Annotated in this window: 18 protein-coding genes, 1 tRNA gene and 1 pseudogene; 10 read left to right on the top strand and 10 right to left on the bottom strand. The window is 69.6% G+C overall.

Features of this window, described 5'->3' with window-relative positions; genetic code table 11:
* Positions 1-18: 18 nt before the first annotated feature.
* On the bottom strand, positions 19-1,203 hold the full coding sequence (locus tag ACYQ26_RS03575; protein WP_459807098.1) for an NAD-binding protein: 1,185 nt from the start codon (positions 1,201-1,203) through the stop codon (positions 19-21).
* 160 nt (positions 1,204-1,363) lie between these two features.
* Here ACYQ26_RS03575 and ACYQ26_RS03570 point away from each other — a divergent pair, with 160 nt between their 5' ends.
* The 3 genes from ACYQ26_RS03570 to ACYQ26_RS03560 all read left to right on the top strand — a co-directional run bounded on the left by ACYQ26_RS03570 (position 1,364) and on the right by ACYQ26_RS03560 (position 4,371).
* Complete coding sequence (locus tag ACYQ26_RS03570; RefSeq protein WP_459807096.1) at positions 1,364-2,623, top strand: DUF8167 domain-containing protein; 1,260 nt, start codon at positions 1,364-1,366, stop codon at positions 2,621-2,623.
* Positions 2,620-4,008: a TrkA C-terminal domain-containing protein gene (locus ACYQ26_RS03565; RefSeq protein WP_459807094.1), complete on the top strand. Its 1,389-nt coding sequence runs from the start codon at positions 2,620-2,622 to the stop codon at positions 4,006-4,008. The genes ACYQ26_RS03570 and ACYQ26_RS03565 overlap by 4 nt, the downstream gene beginning before the upstream one ends.
* 72 nt (positions 4,009-4,080) lie before the next feature.
* On the top strand, positions 4,081-4,371 hold the full coding sequence (locus tag ACYQ26_RS03560; protein WP_459807092.1) for a ubiquitin-like small modifier protein 1: 291 nt from the start codon (positions 4,081-4,083) through the stop codon (positions 4,369-4,371).
* 21 nt (positions 4,372-4,392) lie between these two features.
* On the opposite strand, the gene ACYQ26_RS03555 is transcribed toward ACYQ26_RS03560, so the two are convergent.
* The 3 genes from ACYQ26_RS03555 to ACYQ26_RS03545 all read right to left on the bottom strand — a co-directional run bounded on the left by ACYQ26_RS03555 (position 4,393) and on the right by ACYQ26_RS03545 (position 6,988).
* Positions 4,393-5,352 carry a GNAT family N-acetyltransferase gene (locus ACYQ26_RS03555; RefSeq protein ID WP_459807090.1) on the bottom strand — a complete coding sequence of 320 codons (960 nt, stop codon included), beginning with the start codon at positions 5,350-5,352 and terminating at the stop codon, positions 4,393-4,395.
* 49 nt (positions 5,353-5,401) lie between these two features.
* On the bottom strand, positions 5,402-6,661 hold the full coding sequence (gene gatD / locus ACYQ26_RS03550; RefSeq protein ID WP_459807089.1) for a Glu-tRNA(Gln) amidotransferase subunit GatD: 1,260 nt from the start codon (positions 6,659-6,661) through the stop codon (positions 5,402-5,404).
* An 87-nt stretch (positions 6,662-6,748) separates the two neighbouring features.
* Positions 6,749-6,988, bottom strand: a complete 240-nt coding sequence (locus ACYQ26_RS03545; protein WP_459807087.1) for a hypothetical protein — start codon at positions 6,986-6,988, stop codon at positions 6,749-6,751.
* Positions 6,989-7,138: 150 nt separating this feature from the next.
* Between ACYQ26_RS03545 and ACYQ26_RS03540 the strand changes: the two genes are divergently transcribed.
* Positions 7,139-7,855: a DUF456 domain-containing protein gene (locus ACYQ26_RS03540; protein WP_459807085.1), complete on the top strand. Its 717-nt coding sequence runs from the start codon at positions 7,139-7,141 to the stop codon at positions 7,853-7,855.
* Between the two features lie 99 nt (positions 7,856-7,954).
* Here ACYQ26_RS03540 and ACYQ26_RS03535 read toward each other — a convergent pair whose 3' ends face one another.
* A complete protein-coding gene (locus ACYQ26_RS03535) occupies positions 7,955-8,614 on the bottom strand; it encodes a metalloregulator ArsR/SmtB family transcription factor (protein ID WP_459807083.1) in 660 nt (219 codons plus the stop codon).
* A 111-nt stretch (positions 8,615-8,725) separates the two neighbouring features.
* Entirely contained in the window at positions 8,726-9,865 is a 1,140-nt protein-coding gene (locus ACYQ26_RS03530) for a hypothetical protein (RefSeq protein WP_459807081.1), read from the bottom strand.
* Between the two features lie 347 nt (positions 9,866-10,212).
* Here ACYQ26_RS03530 and ACYQ26_RS03525 point away from each other — a divergent pair, with 347 nt between their 5' ends.
* The 5 genes from ACYQ26_RS03525 (at position 10,213) to ACYQ26_RS03505 (ending at position 14,939) form a co-directional block, all read left to right on the top strand.
* Positions 10,213-10,608: a DUF5802 family protein gene (locus ACYQ26_RS03525; protein WP_459807080.1), complete on the top strand. Its 396-nt coding sequence runs from the start codon at positions 10,213-10,215 to the stop codon at positions 10,606-10,608.
* Between the two features lie 91 nt (positions 10,609-10,699).
* Positions 10,700-11,671, top strand: coding sequence for a Vms1/Ankzf1 family peptidyl-tRNA hydrolase (locus tag ACYQ26_RS03520; protein WP_459807078.1), 972 nt, complete (start codon positions 10,700-10,702; stop codon positions 11,669-11,671).
* 89 nt (positions 11,672-11,760) lie between these two features.
* On the top strand, positions 11,761-12,786 hold the full coding sequence (locus tag ACYQ26_RS03515; RefSeq protein WP_459807076.1) for an N-acetyltransferase DgcN family protein: 1,026 nt from the start codon (positions 11,761-11,763) through the stop codon (positions 12,784-12,786).
* A gap of 6 nt (positions 12,787-12,792) precedes the next feature.
* Positions 12,793-13,842: a dipeptide epimerase gene (locus ACYQ26_RS03510; protein ID WP_459807074.1), complete on the top strand. Its 1,050-nt coding sequence runs from the start codon at positions 12,793-12,795 to the stop codon at positions 13,840-13,842.
* A gap of 101 nt (positions 13,843-13,943) precedes the next feature.
* Positions 13,944-14,939: a hypothetical protein gene (locus ACYQ26_RS03505; RefSeq protein ID WP_459807073.1), complete on the top strand. Its 996-nt coding sequence runs from the start codon at positions 13,944-13,946 to the stop codon at positions 14,937-14,939.
* Between the two features lie 21 nt (positions 14,940-14,960).
* Here the strand turns inward: ACYQ26_RS03505 and ACYQ26_RS03500 are convergent, their stop codons facing one another.
* The 4 genes from ACYQ26_RS03500 to ACYQ26_RS03485 all read right to left on the bottom strand — a co-directional run bounded on the left by ACYQ26_RS03500 (position 14,961) and on the right by ACYQ26_RS03485 (position 17,676).
* Entirely contained in the window at positions 14,961-15,443 is a 483-nt protein-coding gene (locus ACYQ26_RS03500; RefSeq protein WP_459807759.1) for an ATP-binding protein, read from the bottom strand.
* A 94-nt stretch (positions 15,444-15,537) separates the two neighbouring features.
* On the bottom strand, positions 15,538-16,506 hold the full coding sequence (locus tag ACYQ26_RS03495; protein ID WP_459807072.1) for an NAD-dependent epimerase/dehydratase family protein: 969 nt from the start codon (positions 16,504-16,506) through the stop codon (positions 15,538-15,540).
* Positions 16,507-16,594: 88 nt separating this feature from the next.
* A tRNA-Thr gene (locus ACYQ26_RS03490) sits at positions 16,595-16,666 on the bottom strand.
* A gap of 152 nt (positions 16,667-16,818) precedes the next feature.
* Entirely contained in the window at positions 16,819-17,676 is an 858-nt protein-coding gene (locus ACYQ26_RS03485) for a DUF7114 family protein (RefSeq protein WP_459807071.1), read from the bottom strand.
* Positions 17,677-17,868: 192 nt separating this feature from the next.
* Here ACYQ26_RS03485 and ACYQ26_RS03480 point away from each other — a divergent pair.
* Positions 17,869-18,236 (top strand): annotated as a pseudogene (locus tag ACYQ26_RS03480) (GNAT family N-acetyltransferase).
* Positions 18,237-18,240 lie beyond the last annotated feature (4 nt).

The raw sequence follows: 18,240 nt of genomic DNA, 5'->3' as shown, positions 1-18,240 counted from the left end.
GGGCCCGCGCTACTCGCGCTACTCGTTCTCGAGAATCCGGTCGATCAGTTCGGTGTCGTCGCCGCCCAGCGCCGAGCGCACCAGCAGATGGCCGCCCAGCAGCGCCGGGCTGATCACCGCGTCCGCGCCGGCGTGCTCGAGTTTCTTCGTGTTCTCCCGGTCCGTCGCCGCGGCGACGATGCGGGTCTCCGGCGCGAGTTGCCGCGCGGTGAGGATCGTCAGCGCGTCCCGGGCGTCCTCGTTGGTGGCGACGAGGATGCCCGACGCCCGCTCGATCTTCGCCCGTTCCAGCGGCGACTCGTCGCTGGGATCGCCGACGACGACCGGCACGTCGCGATCCGCGAGTTCGTCCGCCGCGGCGTCGGTAGTTACGACGACGAACTCCCGGTCGTTGGCCGCGAGTTCGTCGACGATCGGTTCCGTCAGTTCGCCGTAGCCGAGCACGAGGAGGTGATCCTCGAGCAGTTCGAGTTGTGAATCGGTCATGCGTCCGAGCGTCTTGGTGATGCGGGCCTGGATCGCCGGGCCGACCAGCGCCCCGATGGCGATACCGAAGCTGGCCACGCCCAGTACCAGCACGGACATCGTAAACAGCATCGCCTCGGTCGAGCCCTGATCGGGCGTGATGTCGCCGTAGCCGACCGTACTCGAGGTGATCAGCGTGAAGTAGAAGGCGTCGAGGATGGTCGCGACGCCCTCGAAGTCCTCGCGGAGCGCGTAGGCGCCGATGGTCCCGTACGCCTGCACGCCGAGCAGGGCGAAGGCGGCGGCGATCTGCGTCGTGCTCAGCGACAGGGAGTTGGTAAAGCGCCTGCGGCTGACCAGGAGGACGGGAATCGCCACCAGCGAGAGCACGACGAGCGGGAACGAGTACCGGCTCGACTGGAGCAACCCCTGCGCGGCGGTCAGCGGGAGCAACAGCAGCGTCGCCCACCAGCCCGCGCGCAGCCCTCGGCGGAGCGCGAGCGCGCTGCCGAGCATCAGGAAGCCGGTCAGCGCGCCGGTGAAGGCCGCGGCGCTTTGGATCGCCTCAGGAACGTACTCGGCGAGCGGCCCGCCGACGGCGTTCGTCTGAATGTTGACGAGGGCCGTCGCGACCGAGAGCACGGCGACGGTCAGCGCGAGGACGATCGTCACCCGGAGCGAGAGGCGGCGGCGCCAGTTCTGGGGCAGGCGATCGCGTACCGACCCGTCGTCGACCATGTCCACCGATCCGCGTCGGGGTCAGTTAAACGTCTCCGTCTCGAGCCGCGGCCGGCGCGAATGTTGACAGAGCGGCGACAGAACTCCACTCGAGCGGCGGGCGACGGCGACGCCCGCCGACGTCGGTACTGGTTTAACCGATCCGGTTCAGATGCCACCAATGGCGCTTCCGGTCGAAATCTTGCTCGGCATCTACCTCGGTCTCCTCACCGGTATCGTTCCCGCACTCGCAGCCGGATCGCTCGGATTTCTCGTCCGATACTTCACCGGCGTGACGCTGCCCGGGTTCGGTGTCGTCGTGCTCTCGCTGTCGATCGCCAGCGTGCAGGGCGGGCTCATGGGACTGATCGAACCGACGATCGCCCAGTCGCCCCGGCTGCTGGTCGCGGTCCTCGTCGTCCTCATGCTCTCGCTGTACGCCCACAGCCAGGGCGACAGGCTCGGCGCAACCTTGCCGCACCACCTCTCCTTTCGGTCGCTCCGCCAGCGGACGCTGTCGGCCGACGTGGTCGAACTCGTCGGCACGATGGGGCAGGTCACGATCCGACCGACCGGCGAGATCCGCGACATGGAGGGGTACCCGCCGCTGTCGCCCGAGCTTCGGGCGACGATCAAGGACGGCTCGTGGAAGCTCCCCGCCGACCTCCCGCTGTCGGAACTCGAGACGCGCCTCGAGGAGCGGCTCCGGACGGACCTCGAACTCGGGGACGTCGACGTGACCCTCGACGAACAGGCGCGGGCGACGATCGCGGCGGCCCCGCCCTCCGGCGGGCTCTCGCGGCGCGTGCCGGCGGGCCAGCGCGCCCTCTCGCTAACGACGCTGGTGCCGACGGGACTGGCCCGCGGCGACCGGGTGACGGTCCGCGCGAACGATCGCTCGACGACCGGCACCGTGCTCAGCGTCCGCAGCGAGATCGACGACGAGCGCGCCGACGCGGCCGCGGCTGCCGAGGCCGCTGCCGACGCGGACGCCGCCGTTCCGGACGGGGGAGAACCGCTCGCGGCCGCGCCCGCCGCGCCGAAGCCGAACCGATCGACCGCCGGCGGCCCGGGGCGGGTCACCGTCGCCGTCCCGCGACGGGACGTGAAACCGCTGCTCGAGGCCGATCGCCAGCGGCTGATCGTCCGTTCGCGGGGCACGAGCCACGAGTTCGAGGCGTTCGCGCTGGTCAGACGCGCCGGCTACGCGATCCGGCGGCTCACCGTCGACGTCCCCGAAGCCGCCGAGGAGATCCACGCCAATCCCGAGGTGACGATCCTGGCGGCCCGCCGTCGCGAGAGCGACACGGAGGGCCGTCGCCGCGGCTGGGTGTTCGCGCCCGGCCTCGAGCGCCGCCTCGAGGTCGGCGACGAGGCGTTCGTGGTCGGCCCCGAAGGGCTCGTCGACGCGGTGCTCGAGAACGGAGGTGGTGCGCGATGATCGGCGCGGTGGGCGGCCCGCTCGCAGCCCTGCAGTCCGAGTGGCAGTCGCAACTCGAGGCGCTGCTCTCCGAAGGCGTCCTGGAGGTACTCGTCCAGATCCTCTCGTTCAGCCTTCTGGCTGGGGGAACGGCCGCGGTGGCCGCGATCGTCTTTCGCTGGTACAGCGCCGAGGAGATCCCCGACGGGGTCGCGATCCTGCTCGCCATCTCGCCCGTCGCGCTCCTGTTGAACACCCAGTCGGCGCTGCAGGACGCGATCCTCGGCCAGTCGAACATGCTCGAGGTCGAAACGGCGGCCGTCACGATCGGCGCCTTCACCGCGAGCGCGATCACCGCCGACGCCGGCCGGCGGGCGGGCGACTACCTCGCGCGCGAGGTCTTTTCGGTCACCGCGCCGCAGACGATCGACGACGTCGGTCAACTCCTCCGGTCGGCGGGCCGGGTCGTCAGCGTCGAACTCCCGGCGGAGATAGAGGACGTCGACGGCTACGACCCCGTCGACGAGGCGACGAAGGCCGAGCTGGCCGGCGAGACCTTCATCTTCCCGCGCCGGCTGCCCGCCGACCGGCTCCGCGAGCGGCTGGTCGACCGCCTCGAGCGCGATTACGGCATCGGCTACGCGGAGGTCGAACTCGGCCCCGACAGAACAATCGAGTACCTCGGGGTTGGGAGCCGGCCGGCGGGGATCGGACCGACGCTCGCGCCCGGGACCGTCGCCGTCGCGTTCCGAAGCGATCCCGCGCCGGACGCGAGTCCGGGCGACACGGTTCGAATCTGGGGTCGCGACGGCGGGGGCGGAAGCGGTGACGGCGGTGACGGTGGCGACGGCGGCGCCAGCGACCCCATGCGACGGCTCGCCGAAGGCGAACTCCGGGCGACCGCCGGCGACGTCGCCACCGTCGCGGTCGACGCCGACGACGCCGCCGCGCTCGAGCCCGACCGAACCTACCGGCTCGTCACCCGCCCGGACACCCCCGGGACGGATCGGGAACTCGTCTCCCTGCTCCGGGCGGCCAACGACACCGTGACGACGCTCGCCGTCGATTCCGACAGCAGGCTCGCGGGAGAGACGGTCGGCTCGCTGCCGGTGCTGGTGGTCGCGATCGAGCGGGGCGACCGAGCGGGCGCGGGCGACGACGGCGAGCCGATCGCGCTGCCCGACGACGACGTCCGGCTCGAGGCCGGCGACACTGCCTACGTGCTGGGGCGACCGGACGCGCTGCGGCGCATCGCGGAGACCGAGCGGACCGCCGACGGCGGCAGCGGTGGCGACGGTGGCGATGACGGCGACGACGACCGCGGCGAGCGGAATCGATCCCGAAGCGGGGGCCAGGATCGAGCGCGGACGGCCGAGCAAACGGGCGATCCGACTCGATCGGACTGACGCACTCGACCGGACCGACGCACCGTCCCGCGGAGCGGTAGCTACTTGCCGCCGGCACCGATACCGGCACGTATGACCACGGTAACCGAGTGGAAGCTCTTCGCCGACCTCGCCGAGCGGGCGGGCGACAAGCACGTAACCGTCGAGACGGCACCCGGCGACACCGTCGGGGACGCGCTGGACGCGCTGTTGGTCGACCACCCCGAACTCGAGGGCCGCGTGCTCGACGAGGAGGGCGACGACCTCCGGTCCCAGATCAACGTCCTCCGAAACGGCACGAACGTCCGCGAGGAGGACGGCCTCGAGACGGAACTCGAGGAGGGCGACGAACTGGCGCTGTTCCCGCCGGTCAGCGGCGGGTAACGCGTCGACGGGATCGGTTCGTCAGGTCGTCAGATCGATGCCGAGCACGAAGTCCGGTTCCTCGGAGACGTCGACGCCGGCGTAGGGGGCGTCGGTGACGTAGCGGGGCGTCTCGGGAACGAGCACGCGCGTCTCGTCGGCGCCGCAGTCGGCCGCATCGCGGGCGATCGCGGCGAACAGCGCCCGCGCGGCGTCGACGTTGTCCCACGCACCGACGCCGTACTCGGCCCAGGTCTCCGTTTCGGGGTCGGCGTCAGCGCTCGAGTCGTCGTCATTCTCATCGTCGTCAGCCGAGTGGATCTCGCGCTCGTACGTTCTCGACCGGTACGCGGCGCCCGCGAGTCCGTCCTCACCTTCGACCGCGAAGACGGCGCTCTCATCGGCCAAGCGGTCGAAATCGGCGGGCGTCAGTTCCCGGACCGCCCACGACTCCTCGGGGGCGAGCCCGAGCCCGTCCAGCCGTTCGCGGGCGTCGCTGTGGGTCCAGTAGCGCCACGCGGCCGTCGGGTCGCTCGAGACGCGATAGCCGTCCGAGTCCGCGTCGAGATCGGCGTCGGCCGCGGGATCCGGCCGCGCGAACCGGAACTCGGCGATCGGCTCGTAGCCGTTGGCCCGCGCCGCGCCGAACGAGGCGGCGTTCCACGAGAAGATCATGACCCGGCCGACCGTCGCGCCGCGTTCGCGGGCCCAGTCGAAACAGGCTTCGTTAAGCCGGGTACTCACACCCTCGCGGCGGTGCTCGGCGGCGACGCGCATCCCCTGGAACCAGGCCTCGTCCGCCGAGAGCATCACCGCCTGGACGATCCCGACGGCCTCGCCGTCGATTTCGGCGAGGAAGGTCTTCTTGCCCTGGCCAGGTTCGTCCTCGAGCCAGTCGTGGTAGATCCGCGGGATGTAGTCGCCGCCACGATCTGGCCAGATGTCGCTCGTGAAGTCGGCGACGGCCTCGTAATCGGCGTGTGTCGCTCTACGTACGTTCATAGCGGTTTGGGGTGCTCGAGACGGCCAGCGACGGGCACAGAAGCGAGGGTTACTCCCAGGGGACGGACCGCTCCTGCAGTTCGCCAGCGAGGGACGTGCCCATCGCCTCCTCGACGTCTTCGCTGTTCGCGAGCGCCCACATCAGCTTGACCTTCGCGGTGCCGGGCAGCGTGTCGCCGGCTTCGATGACGCCGGCCTCGAGCAGGTCGCGCCCGGTGTCGTAGACGCGGTCGCAGACCCGACCCTCGAGACACTGGCTCGTCATCACCACGGTCGTCCCGTCCGCGATCAACTCCTCGATGCGGGGGATGAGGTCGGTGTGGACGTGCCCGAGGCCGGTACCCTCGATGATCAGGCCCTCGCTGCCCTCGACGACGTCGAGGAATTGCGGATCCATGCCCGGCGTGAACTTCAGGAGTTCGACGTCGTCCTCGAGTTCGGGTTCGATGGCGAGGTCGGCTTCGCCGCGCTCCTGGTAGTCGCGGCGGAACTCGATTTCCTCGGTTTCGTAGTCGACGGTACCGAGCGGCTCCGCGCCGATCGTCTCGAAGGCGTCCCGTCGGGAGGTGTGGTTCTTCCGGACGCGGGTGCCCCGGTGGAGCGCGCAGACGTCGTCGCTCTCGGAGGCGTGCATGCAGACCAACACCTCGGCGCAGTCGCTCTTGGCGGCCTCGACGGCCGAGACGGCGTTCATCACGTTGTCGGAGGACGGCCGGTCCGCCGAGCGCTGGCTGCCCGTGAAGACGATCGGGACGGGCGTCTCGAGCATAAAGGCGAGCGCGGCGGCGGAGTACTGCATCGTGTCGGTGCCGTGCATGACGACGACGCCGTCGGCCCCGGCTTCGATCTCCTCGTGGACCGCCTCGGCGAGCTCCCGCCAGATCGGCGGCTCCATGTTCTCAGAGAGGATGTTGGCGACGACGCGGCCGCGGTAGTTCGCGCGGCCGGCGAGGTCGGGGACGGCCCGCAGGACGTCCTCGGCGTCGAACTGCGCCGTGACGGCGCCGGTGCGGTAGTCGACGGTCGAGGCGATCGTCCCGCCGGTCGAGATCAGCGAGATCGTCGGCAGGTCGTCGTCGAACTCGATCTCGGAGGGTTCCTCCTCGTCGTCGCCGCCGACGGAGTCGGTGCCGTCGATCTCGTAGACGTCCTCCGCGAGCACCTCGACTGCGGCCTCGTCGCGGTCGACCCCGACGTTGTAGCCGCCCTCGAGTTTCACCACGAGGTGGTCGTCCGTGCTCGAGGGGAGCACGACGCCTTCGTACGTGCGATCTTCGCGGTCGACCCGAACGCGATCGCCTGGATTCATGCGCCAGTGTTGCGCGCCGTCGGACTTGAAGGCACGCTTTCCGTCCCGTTCTGTTCCGTTCCCGTCGCGGCCGGCCCGACGGGACGGTCAGTTCGGCGAGAGCGATCCGGACACCTGCGCCGCCGTCGACGGCGCGACGACTCCGACCGCGATCAGCCCGAGGCCGGTCAGAACGAGGACGCCGACGATCAGGGCCGTCAGCAGCCGGATCGTCTCCATCGTGTCCGCCTCGAACGCGAGACGCGGATAGAGCCGCCGTGCGAGCGAAAGCACCCCCACTCCGAGCGCGATCGCGAGGACGCCCATCGCGATCAGTTCGACGTTCACCCGAATCGCTACAAGCGCATCGGTGATAAAGTGGTATTACGTCCGCTGGGCTCGCTCCCGAGGAACTGCGCCCACGATTCCGTCTCGAGCCGGTTCCGCGATCGGACACGCGGGGAAAGGTCCATGACCTCGGCGACCGTGGAGTGTCATATGAGCGACCGTTCGGACGAGGTCACCGAGAGCCGCCGGGACGAGGACGCGGACGCCCGCTCGCCCGCGGACGTCCTCGAGGAGACGGGGCGACTGCTCGAGGAGACCGGCGGCGGGAACGGGCGTGGAACCGAGCCCGAGACCGGCTCGAGCGCGGACTCCGCCGGCGCCCCCTCGTCCGTCTCCGGGTCGGACCCGGGCCCAGGCTCGCTCGAGGATCCGCCGGAGCGTGGGGAACCGAGTGTGACCGCGAACGCGGACGCGGACTCGGGACGGTCGTGGTGGCCGTTCTCGTTCAGCGGGTCGTCCTCGCGGACGGCTGCCGGCCGACGGTCGTCGCTCCGCGACCGGCTCACGCCCTCGCTCTCGCCCGGCCAGTACTTCTCGCCGAAGGGATTCCTGGCGATGCTGGCGATTCTGGGCGCCGGACTGCTGGCCGGCTGGACGGTGCTCCCCGTCGCCGGCCGGATGATCGGTATGTTCGCGACCGCCTTCCTCGTCGGCCTGCTGGCGTCGAAACGCCGCTACCTCGAGACGACCGTCGCCGGGATCTCGGTCGGCGCGGTCTCGTCGCTGGTCACCCACGCGTTCTTCGCGGTCGCGGGCTCGGCGCAGGCCGTCCTCGCCGTCGGTGCGGCGGTCGGACTGGTCGCCTCGCTCGCGGGGTACTACTTCGGTCGCGACCTGCGCGACGGGCTCGCGCGCGACATCGAATAATTAAGCAGCCGACTCGCTCGCCAGGACCGTGGTCGCGACATTGATGACGTGCTACCGATCCGCAGTAGAGCTACAGCGACTCCGCAATCCGCGTGGACGTCACGCGTCCGTCGTCAGCTCCCAGCCGCGTTCCGTCCGCCGGACGATCCCCTCGTCGGCCATCGACTCGAGCAGTTCCGCGACGATCTCCCGGGGCGCGTCGACCTCCTCGCTCAGGTCGCCGACCGACTTGGGCTCGGATCGGATGCTCGCCAGCAGATCCGCGTAGATCCGGCTCTCGGGGCCGGCGCCGACGTTCTCCGAAATCTGGTCGAGCACGTCGCAGAGCCGTCCCTGCACCCACCGCTGTGCGAGCGACAGTTCGTTCTCCAGTTGCTCGAGGTCCTCGAGCGCGTGCAGCAACTCGTCTAAGTCGTCGGTGTCGTCCCAGGAAACGTCCAGCGAGAGGTGGCGACAGGTCGTGATGTCGAAGCTACTGTTGGCGGGATAGGCGCTCTTGCTCGCGAACCCGTAAGGGGAGACGTTCACCTCGAGGCGGACGTTCCGGGCGATGTGAAAGTACTTGCGGCGCTGCTCGTCGACGCGGCTCTCGATCAGTCCCGCGTCCTCGAGCTTGCGGAGGTGTTCGATGACCGCTTTCGGACTCACTCCGAGGTACTCCGAGATCTCGGTTACGTAGCAAGGTTTGCGGGCGAGTAACCGGAGGATTCGCCGGCGGTTTTCGTTCCCCAGTAAGTCCAACAGCGCGGCGGAGTCCATCGGCGGAGCGTATGACGTCGGCGCTGAAAAGGGTGTCTGCTCGTTCCGGGGCGGGGTTCAAACCGGTCGCCCGTGGCGGCCGATATCGGGGACGAGCGCGGTCGAACGACGCTACCGGGCGTCTCGGTTTCCGTTGGCCTTCCCGGTACCGTCGTTACCGCCGCCGTTGTCGTTGGTGGCGGTTTCGTCGTCGGCGTTGGTTCCGGTGTTCTCGCCGTTGCTACCGTTACCGGCGGTGCCGCCGTTGCCGCCGTCGGCACCGTTTCCACCGCCCCCGTTCGACGGGTTCGAAGAATCGGACGCCCCGTCGTCAGTTCCCGTCCCGCTCCCGGAGGTCGACCGTTCGCGCTCGTGGTCGGGGCCGTTGTCGGTCGAGGCGTCAGTGCCGGACCCGTTTCCCTCGCCGCTCGAGTTCCCGTTGTCCGGGTTTCCGCTGTTCGGGTTGCCCTTTTCCGAGTTTCCGTTGTTAGACTTGCTGTCGTTCGGAGGACTCCCGTCTCCGCCGGGTGCCGCTCCGTCGCCGGCATGACCCGGCGATCCCTGATTGCCGGGCGTCTGGGCACCCGCCTGTCCGGGCGGCGTCTGATTACCGGCCTGTCCCGGCGGCGTCTGGTTGCTCGCCGCCTGCGCCGGCGGGCCGCCGTTGGCAGCGCCTGAAGCGTCCGGACCGGGCGCATTCGGGCCGCGATCGGCTGACGGGCCGCCAGACCGGCGCTCCAGCCCGGGAATCTCCCGCGACGCCGCCGCGACGTCGTCGGCGGCGGCGAGCGCGGACGCGTTCGCCCGAAGCCTCGCGAGGCGGCCGTCGTCGACTCCGGTTTCGGCGGCACGGGGCTCGGTTCGCTCGATCGAGCGCTCGAGCGCCGAGATTTCGACCGCCAGCCTGGTCATCTTCGCCCGATACGCGCCGGTTCGGTTGTCCGCGGTCCGGAGTCGCTCGCGTTCGGCCTCGAGCGTCGCGAGTCGCTCCTCGAGGTCGCCGACTTGGTCGCCGACGATTTCGGCGCGGCGCTCGGGGTCCGCGCTCTCGTACCGGGCTTCGAACACGCCGGTGGCGACCGAGTACTCGGCGTCCGCGGCGGTCGATTGCATGAACGTCGCGACGGTCGCGTTCGGTTCGCCACCCCCCGTCGAATCGGCACCGCCGTCGTCGGGGGCGGCGCTCGCGAGCGCGCCGGTGGCGGCCGGCGCGACCGCGAGTCCGACGACGACGGCCACGGCGAGAAGGCCGACTACCCGTGTGGAGGTCATCGCCCGATCCTTACGCCGAATCCACTAAAAAGTCGAAGCTTCGTTCGGACCGTTTACGAACGCCAGCGGCGAAACGAGAAACGTCGTGAACGTTTAATCGGCGCGCAGACTCGTTCGATCGGCATCTGCGCGGGGAACGGAATCGCAACGACCGGGCCGAAAGGCGAATCGAATCGACGGCCGTCACGGCGCAGGTAACGATCTGTTTTCGGTCGTTTTCGCCCGCAGAAACCGCCCGTTCGATCAGTGAGGTGACAGATCAGCCGTCGCGAAAGACCGTTGATAGCGATACGGTTTAAATCTGTTCGCAAATAGTTATATCTTGCCGGCCCGTGTGTATAGTTAGCATGTTCGAGGTGTTCTCACGGAGCTACTATCTCGGTCGTCTCTACGTGACCCCGACCGATCGGGATCGCGCGCTCATGCAGCGTGAGCAACACGAGCGGATCAACGAGGAGGTCTACGCGAGCGGCGAGGGGCTCGAGCCGCTGGACTCCCCGCTGGTGATGAAACTCGAGTCCCGGCACTTCCCGGTCCACGGCGACGAGAGCGTGCCGGCGAACACGCTCGCGCTGCCCGAATCGCTGCTCGAGGGCACCGAGGTCCGAAACCCGCCCTCCCTGCGCGAGGTGTTCCTCGCCCGCCGCGAGCGGGCGCGACAGCTGCTCGAGTACGCCGGCGGCTGGGAGCCGGGGACGTCGACGGTGCCGGACGCCGACGGCTATCCGAACGCCGGCACCTGATCGACCGCGCGATCGCGGTCGACGGCGCGGACGCCGACGGCGACGGCGGAACCGGGACCTAGAAGTGCGCTCACCTCGCGCTTTCGGTCGGATGTTCGACCTCGACGAGCTGCTCGGCCGCGCCGAACTCAAGGAGCGCATCGACGAACTCGAGGACGAAACCGAGCGACTCCGCGAGCGCTACGAGGCCGAGTCCGAACGCCGGGCCGACGCGGCCCGGGCCAGACAGGAAGCCGAGGAGGAGATCAACCGGCTCGAGGACCGGATCGCCCAGCTCGAGGGCGAACTCGAGCGGACCGAGACCGGCGACGGCGGCCTCGACGTCGCGGTCCGACGGCGCGAGCGGCTCCGCGGACGGCGCCTCGAGGCGGTGCTCGATCGGCTCGAGTCGTTCCGCACCGACGCCGAAGGCGCGCTGACGACCGTTATCGGTGCGGACGCCGACCGGGACGATCTCGACGGCGACCTCGCCGACCTGCTGGGCGAGCGCACCGCCCTACTCGCCGACGCCGCCCCCTGCGTCTGCTGCGTCGACGACGCCGGCATCGTCTCGGTGGCGCTCGAGCCGCCGGTGCTGCCCGACGACAGCGAAGTGGGCTGGCGTGACCGGTTCGCGCTCGAGCGCGAGTGGTTCCTGCCGACCGGCCGCCACGCGCTCGCGCTGGTTCGAACCGACCTGTTCGCGCTCGGGATCTACGAGGGCGACGAACGGGTCGACTACCGCGGCTTCGAGAGCGACGTGAAGGGGAGCCACTCCAAGGGCGGCTTCTCGCAGGCCCGCTTCGAGCGACTTCGCAACGAGCAGATCGACGAGCACCTGGATCGGTGCCGGGAGGCCCTCGAGGAGTACGTCGGCGCCGGGTCCGCCGACGGCGCCGGCGAAGCGGCCGTCGACCGCCTCTTTCTGGTCGGTCAGCGCGGCGTCGTGGACGCACTCGTCGACGAATCCGGCCCCGGCCTCGAGCCCGACGCGACCGCCGCGGTCGACGCGACCGGCGATCCGAAGTCCGCGCTCGAGGACGCCCATCACTCGTTCTGGACGACCGAGCTGACGGTGCTGTAGTCGGTCGGCGGCACGACCACGTATTCGGAGATCGTCACTTTCCGGCGCCATTGCGTCGGTTTAAGTGCCGGCTCGCCCATCTCGTCGATATGGCAATCGCGATTCTCGCCCACGAGAAGTTTCCCCACCGGGCAAAGACCGCACTTGGCGTGCTCCGGTACGGCGACTACGACGTCGCCGCCGTGTTAGACCGCGACAACGCCGGCAAGCGCGTCGCCGACTTCGTTCCCGACGTGCAGGACGCGCCCATCGTCACGGGCACCGACGATCTCGCGGCCGACGAGATCGACACCCTGCTGATCGGCATCTCCCCGATCGGCGGCGAGTTCGACGAGAGCTGGCGCGACGACGTCCGGACGGCCCTCGAGTACGGCTGCGATATCGTCTCGGGGCTGCACTACTTCCTCGCTGAGGACGAGGAGTTCGCCCGACTGGCCGACGAACACGGCTGCGAACTGCGGGACGTCCGCAAGCCGCCCGAGGATCTGACCGTCAGCGAGGGCGTCGCCGGCGACGTCGACGCCGAGGTCATCCTCACCGTCGGCACCGACTGCTCGACCGGGAAGATGACGACGACGATGGAACTGGCCCGCAACGCCCGCGACGCGGGGTACGACGCCGCCGTGATTCCCACCGGCCAGACCGGCATCATGATCGAAGGCTGGGGGAACCCGATCGACCGCGTCATTTCGGACTTCACGGCGGGCGCCGTCGAGGAGATGATCCTCGAGAAGGGCGACGAGCACGACTACCTGTTCGTCGAGGGCCAGGGCAGCATCGTCCACCCCGCCTACTCGGCGGTCACCTGCGGCATCCTCCACGGCGCGATGCCCGACAAGCTCGTCCTCTGTCACAACGCCGGCCAGGAGGCCATCCACGGCTACGAGTCGTTCGACCTGCCAGCGATCTCGACCTACGTCGACCTCTACGAGGGGCTCGCGGCGCCCGTCAGCGACGCCGAGATCGCCGCCGGCGCGATCAACACCTCGGACATAGAGGACGACGACGCGGCCGAAGACGCGGTCGCCGAGTACGCCGACGAACTCGACGCGCCGGCGACGGACGTCATCCGCTTCGACACCGACGCGGTGCTCGAGGCCCTGCTGGAGGACTGATCCGCGATGGCCGACGCCGCCCTCGAGACGAGTTTTGAACGGCACGCGCTCCCCCTCGAGTACCCGTTCGGCATCTCGCGCGGCACGCGCTCCGAAACGGAGGTCGTGACGGTTCGCATCGAAGACGGGGACGGGAACGCGGGGATCGGCGCCGCCGGCCCCGCCGCGCATTACGGCGAGACCGCCGCGACGGTCGAGGCGGTCCTACCCGATCTACTCGCCGTCGTCGAGGAGGTCGGCGACCCCCACCAGCTCGCGCAGATCGAACGCCGGATGCGCGAGACGGTCGAGCGCAACCCGGCCGCGCGGACCGCCGTGAGCATCGCCTGTCACGACCTCGTGGCGACGCGACTCGAGGTGCCCCTCTACCGGTACTGGGGGCTCGACCCCGCCGAGACGCTCGAGACCTCCTATACGATCGGGCTCGACGACCTCGAGACGATGCGCGAGAAGACCGAGACGGCGCTCGAACGCGGCTACGGCCGGCTCAAGGTCAAGCTCGGCACCGACCGCGATATCGAGATCGTCGAGACGATCCGCTCGGTCGCGCCCGAGGTCGACCTGTTCGTCGACGCCAACGAGGCCTGGACGCCCCGCGAGGCGGTCTCCCGGATCGAACGGCTCGCCGAGTACGACCTCGAGTTCGTCGAGCAGCCCGTCCCCGCCGAGAATCCCGAGGGACTGCGGTTCGTCTACGAGCGCTCGCCGCTGCCGATCGCGGCCGACGAGTCCTGCGTCACGCTCGAGGACGTCCCGCAGATCGCGGACCGCTGCGACATCGCGAACCTGAAGCTGATGAAGTGCGGCGGGCTGCGGGAGGCCTGTCGGATGATCAGCACCGCCCGCGCGCACGGGCTCGAGGTGATGCTTGGCTGTATGACCGAATCGAACGCCTCGATCGCGGCGGCCTGTCACCTCGCACCGCTTTTGGACTACGCCGACCTCGACGGCGCGCTGTTGCTCGCCGAGGATCCCTACGAGGGCGTTTCGATGCCCGACGGCCGGATCGATCTCGCGGGGCTCGACCGGCCGGGGACGGGCGCGCGGCTCGAGTAGCTGCGATTCCGACTCCGGCCGCCCCTTCGATCAACTGACCGTACTGTCGCGTTCACTCGCAACACGGTTTTACGGCGGTCCGCAGCGTGCGACACGCTGCCATGGCAGACGAGAGCGACGGGTCGGCGGACGCGGACGGATCGAACGGGCCGGTACCCACCCGACGCGCCGTACTGAAAGCCTCGAGCGGCGCGCTCGCGCTGCCGGCGGTCGGAGCCGGACGCGTGCGGGCCGCCGACGGCGACGGTAGCGACGGCGGCCCGCTCGACGCCCTGCCGATCGACGAGCCCTGCCCCGAGGCCACCCTCGAGCCGAGTATGGGCCACTGTGAGAGCGCGACGACGGCGGGCTGCGCCGACGGCCATCCCGCAACCGTCGCACTCCGGGAGGCCGTTCAGGAGTCGCTCGAGACGCGGTATCCGACCGCGGGCGCGCTGCTCGACGCGGGGTACAAACCCTACTTCGACACGCTCGAGTACGGCGACGATAGCTGGTCCCACTGGCTCAGTCCAGAATTCATCGGCGACGACGCGGTCTTAGATCCCGAGCGACCGGAGTCGGTGCTCGTCGACAACCGGTCGTGGCGCTCGATCGGCGTCATGTTCATCGCGACCGGAAGCGGCGAGGCGCTCGAGCCCCCGCCGCCGGTCTACGAGGGCGACGAGGCCGTCTGGCGGGAGGAGACCGCGATCGAATACGGTGCTGACGACCGGCATTCGGAGAGCGACGGACCGGGAGCCGACGAGCAGGAGAGCCGGCCGGACCGCTGTTCTCCCTGGCACTACCACGCCGGCTTCCCCGGCCGCGCCGCGTGGTGGTACTACCAGCAGGTCTACGAACGGGCGTTCGCCGACGGCGACCTCTCGATTCCGTGTCACACTCCCTGCATGATGCACGTCTGGTCGGTCGACCACCCCGAGAGCGTCTACGCCCACGACGCGCCCCCCGAGGAGTATCGAACGCAGGAACCGGCCGACGAACCGGGGTTCAAGACCGACGCCGAACCCGGCACCGACGAACTCGGCTGGGACGTGATGCCCGACGGTCTCGTCCCCGAACGGCCCGACGAACCCTCGCTGCTCGAGTTTCGCCGATAAGCGCCGTCCGTCTCCCGTCTCCTACCTCGAGACGTCCGTTTTACCCGTCCCGTCGAGCCAGCCCCACTCCTCGAGCGCGGTCAGCACCCGATCGATCGCCTCGGGGATCGTCCGCCGGTCCGTGTCGATCGCCACCTCGGCGTCCGGCTCGTCGAACTCGCGGTAGACGACGTGGACGCCCTGCTCCGCGATCGGATCCGCCCGAGTTCGGTTGCGCTCGAGGCAGGTCTCGAGGCTCGCGGTGACGCGGACGAACCGCACGTCGGGGAGCGTCCGGAACTGCGTCTGCCACTCGCGGCGGTAGAAGGTGCCGTCGACGAGCGTGAGATCGGCGGTCGCCTCGCGGGCCCGCTCGTACAGCCGTTCGTAGGTCCGACTCGAGAAGTCGTCAGAGTGGAGGGTCTCGACGGCGACGGGGACCTCGCGGGCCTCGAGCCGCTCCCGGACGCGGTTCGTCAGCGTCGTTTTGCCCGCCCCCGGCGGCCCGCAGATGACGAGGATCACTGATACGGCCGGCCGTAGCGCCCGCATGCACTAACAGTATGTGATCCGCGACTCGAGTCCGATCGCGACCGGTCGCTGGCCGGTCGCTGGCCGGTTAGCGCCAGGTCGGACCCGCTTCCCCCTGCGAGTCGTCCTCGGCATCGGCGCCGGAATCCGGCCACGAATGCGTCGGCTCCCAGCCGAGCATCGCGGCCGCCTTCGCGTTCGAGAGCGCCGCCTCCTTCCCCTCGAGGGTGCAGTCGGCCGGCAGGTCGCCGCAGATCGCCTCGACGAGTTCGGCGGTCGGGCGTCCGAGGTAGTTCTCGTCCGCGACGCAGTGGAACGCCTCGTGGCCGTCGCGGTCGGCCGCCAGCGCCGCCTCGACCATCCGGGCCACGTCCCGAACGTCGACGTAGGAGCCGAAGTCGCCGCCCGACTCGACGGTCGTCAGATCGGAGTCGTCCTCCGCCGGCCGTGCCCGCGCCTTCTCGGGCGTGAAGATCGTCGCCGGTCGGATCGTCGTGACCGAGACGTCGTACCGGCGGGCCGTCGCTCGAGCGATCGCCTCGCCGCAGCGTTTCGACAGCCCGTAGGAATCTTCGGGTCGCTGCTCGTGGGCCTCGTCGATCGGCAGGGCGTCGGGCTGCCAGCCGCCGGCGGCGAACAGCGCGCCGTAGGCCGCCTGCGAGGAACTCCAGACGACGTCGACTCCCTCGCGGCCGGCCGCCTGTAGGACGTTGTACGTGCTCGTTACGTTGTTCTCGAAGACCCGCGTCGCGGGGTTGTCCAGCGGATCCGAAATCGCGGCCAGGTGGACGACCGCGTCGGGGTCGACCTCGCAGATCGTCTCCCAGGTCGGCGCCTGCTCGGTCAGGTCCACGGCCCGAAAGTCGGCGTTGGCCCGGACGCCGCTGGGCCGCTCGAGGTCGACGCCGACGACGTGCGTGCCGCGGTCGGCGAGGCGGTCGACGACCCAGGATCCCACATCGCCGGTCGCTCCCGTAACGAGGGCGGTCTCGACGTCATGGTCGAACTCGGGCTCGAGGTCCGCCGTCGATGTCGAAAACGAGGATTCGTCGGCCATACCGCCCGTCCAACGTTCGGCCACTAAACCGTATGTCTACCTCTCAGTGGTCGGGAACGAATGCTGTCGATAATAGTTCGACGAGAAAAGCCTAGGCCGGGATTTGAACCCGGGCTCTCGTCCTTACCAAGGACGCGCTTTACCGCTAAGCTACCCAGGCGCGCATTCCTTCGTTGTCCGGAGTCGACTTTATGGGTTTCGATTCGCCATCGGGCGTGGGGCTCAGTACCGGGGCACGGATCGCCACTCGAGAGAGCGAGCGCTACTGAAGCGCGTACCACCTGAAAATCGAACCACACCGGGCCGAGACGGCTACGGATCCGTCGCCGACGTCGCGCGATCCGTCGGGCCGTCCTCGAGCGACCGATCGTCGAACTCGAGCGGGCGGTCGTCGAACGAGTCCTCGCCGAGCGACGGCTCGAGGTCGAGGTCGGCCAGACACTCCGCGGCCGGCGGGAAGGCGGTGCCGGCGTCGGCGGCGAGTTCGTCGGCGAACGCGAGCAGTCGAGTGGAGGGCGAGCAGCCGACGGCGGCCGCGCCGGTCTGGACGGCGAGCTCGAGGATGTCCCGCTCGAGGTTGGCGTCGATCGCCGCGGGGTCGCCGGTTCCGTCGGCGGCGACCGCCGTGCGTCTGGTCTGGTCGCGGCCGAACGCCTGGACCGTCCGAACCGCCTTGTCCGCGGCGTCGGTGCGCGCGAGCAGGTAGAACCCCCGCGAGACGAGGATGTCCGCAGCCAGAATCTCGAGGTCGCTCTCGATCGCGTCGGCGTCGGGCTCGGCCTCGTCGTCGACGACGCGCCAGGGCTCCTCGTGGGCCAGCGTGCGCGTGAGCCGCAGGCCCTCGTAGATGAGCTGGACGCCGGCCGCGTGCGTGACGAGCGCGTCGGCGTCGCTCTCTGCGGGTTCGCCCTCGAGTTCGGCGGCGTAGCGTTCGGTTGCGGACGGCAGCGGTCCGTCGGTGTCGGTTCCAGTGCTACCAGTCCCGTTCCCGGTTCTGGCACCGGCCCCGGCTGCGCCGGACGCCGCGATCGCGGCGCTCGTGACGGTGAGTGCGCCTGGAACCATCGATGCACCGTCGAGAACGGATTCGACGAGATCGTGCAACTGCGGTGGTTCGACGTCCGCAACGGCTTCGCGGGCGGCACGCCGACAGTTGTCGGCCGTCTCCATTAGCGGGAGGTTATGACGGGGGAGGCAAAGACCTTTGGAAACGCCCAGTGGTCAGCCGGCCGAACGGATCGCCACCGCCTGCGAACCGACGTGCGTGACGTCCGCGTAATCGGCGACAGCGATCAGAACACGTCGCTGTGACACGATAGCGATCCTCAATGTACGGTCGTGGGTGCGAGAGAACGCGAGACGATGCCCGGGATAGCCGTTCTCCCCGGAGAGCGCGTCGATCTGCGGCCGATCGAGGAGGACGACCTCGAGTTCCTGCAGACGCGCATTAACGACCCGCGGGTCCGGCGCGGGATCGGCCGCGCGAAACCCGTCACCGGCGCGCAGAACGCGAGTTCTTCGAGAACGTCGTCTGCGACGACGACAGTATCACCCTGCTGATCGTCGTGATTCGGAACCAGTCGGCACGATCGGCGTTCACACGCTCGAGTCGGTCGGCTTCGCGCGAGAGGGCGCCACCGGACGCCGAGTTCGTCGACGGCGAGTACCGGGCCACCCACCGGTACGGCCTGCTCGCGGACGAGCGGCGGAAGCAAACGCGGGCGAAGTAGCGGC

The organism is Halopiger thermotolerans, from assembly GCF_054654555.1.
Note: the sequence above shows the minus strand (reverse complement) of the source record. Positions and strands in the feature narration are given on the sequence as shown.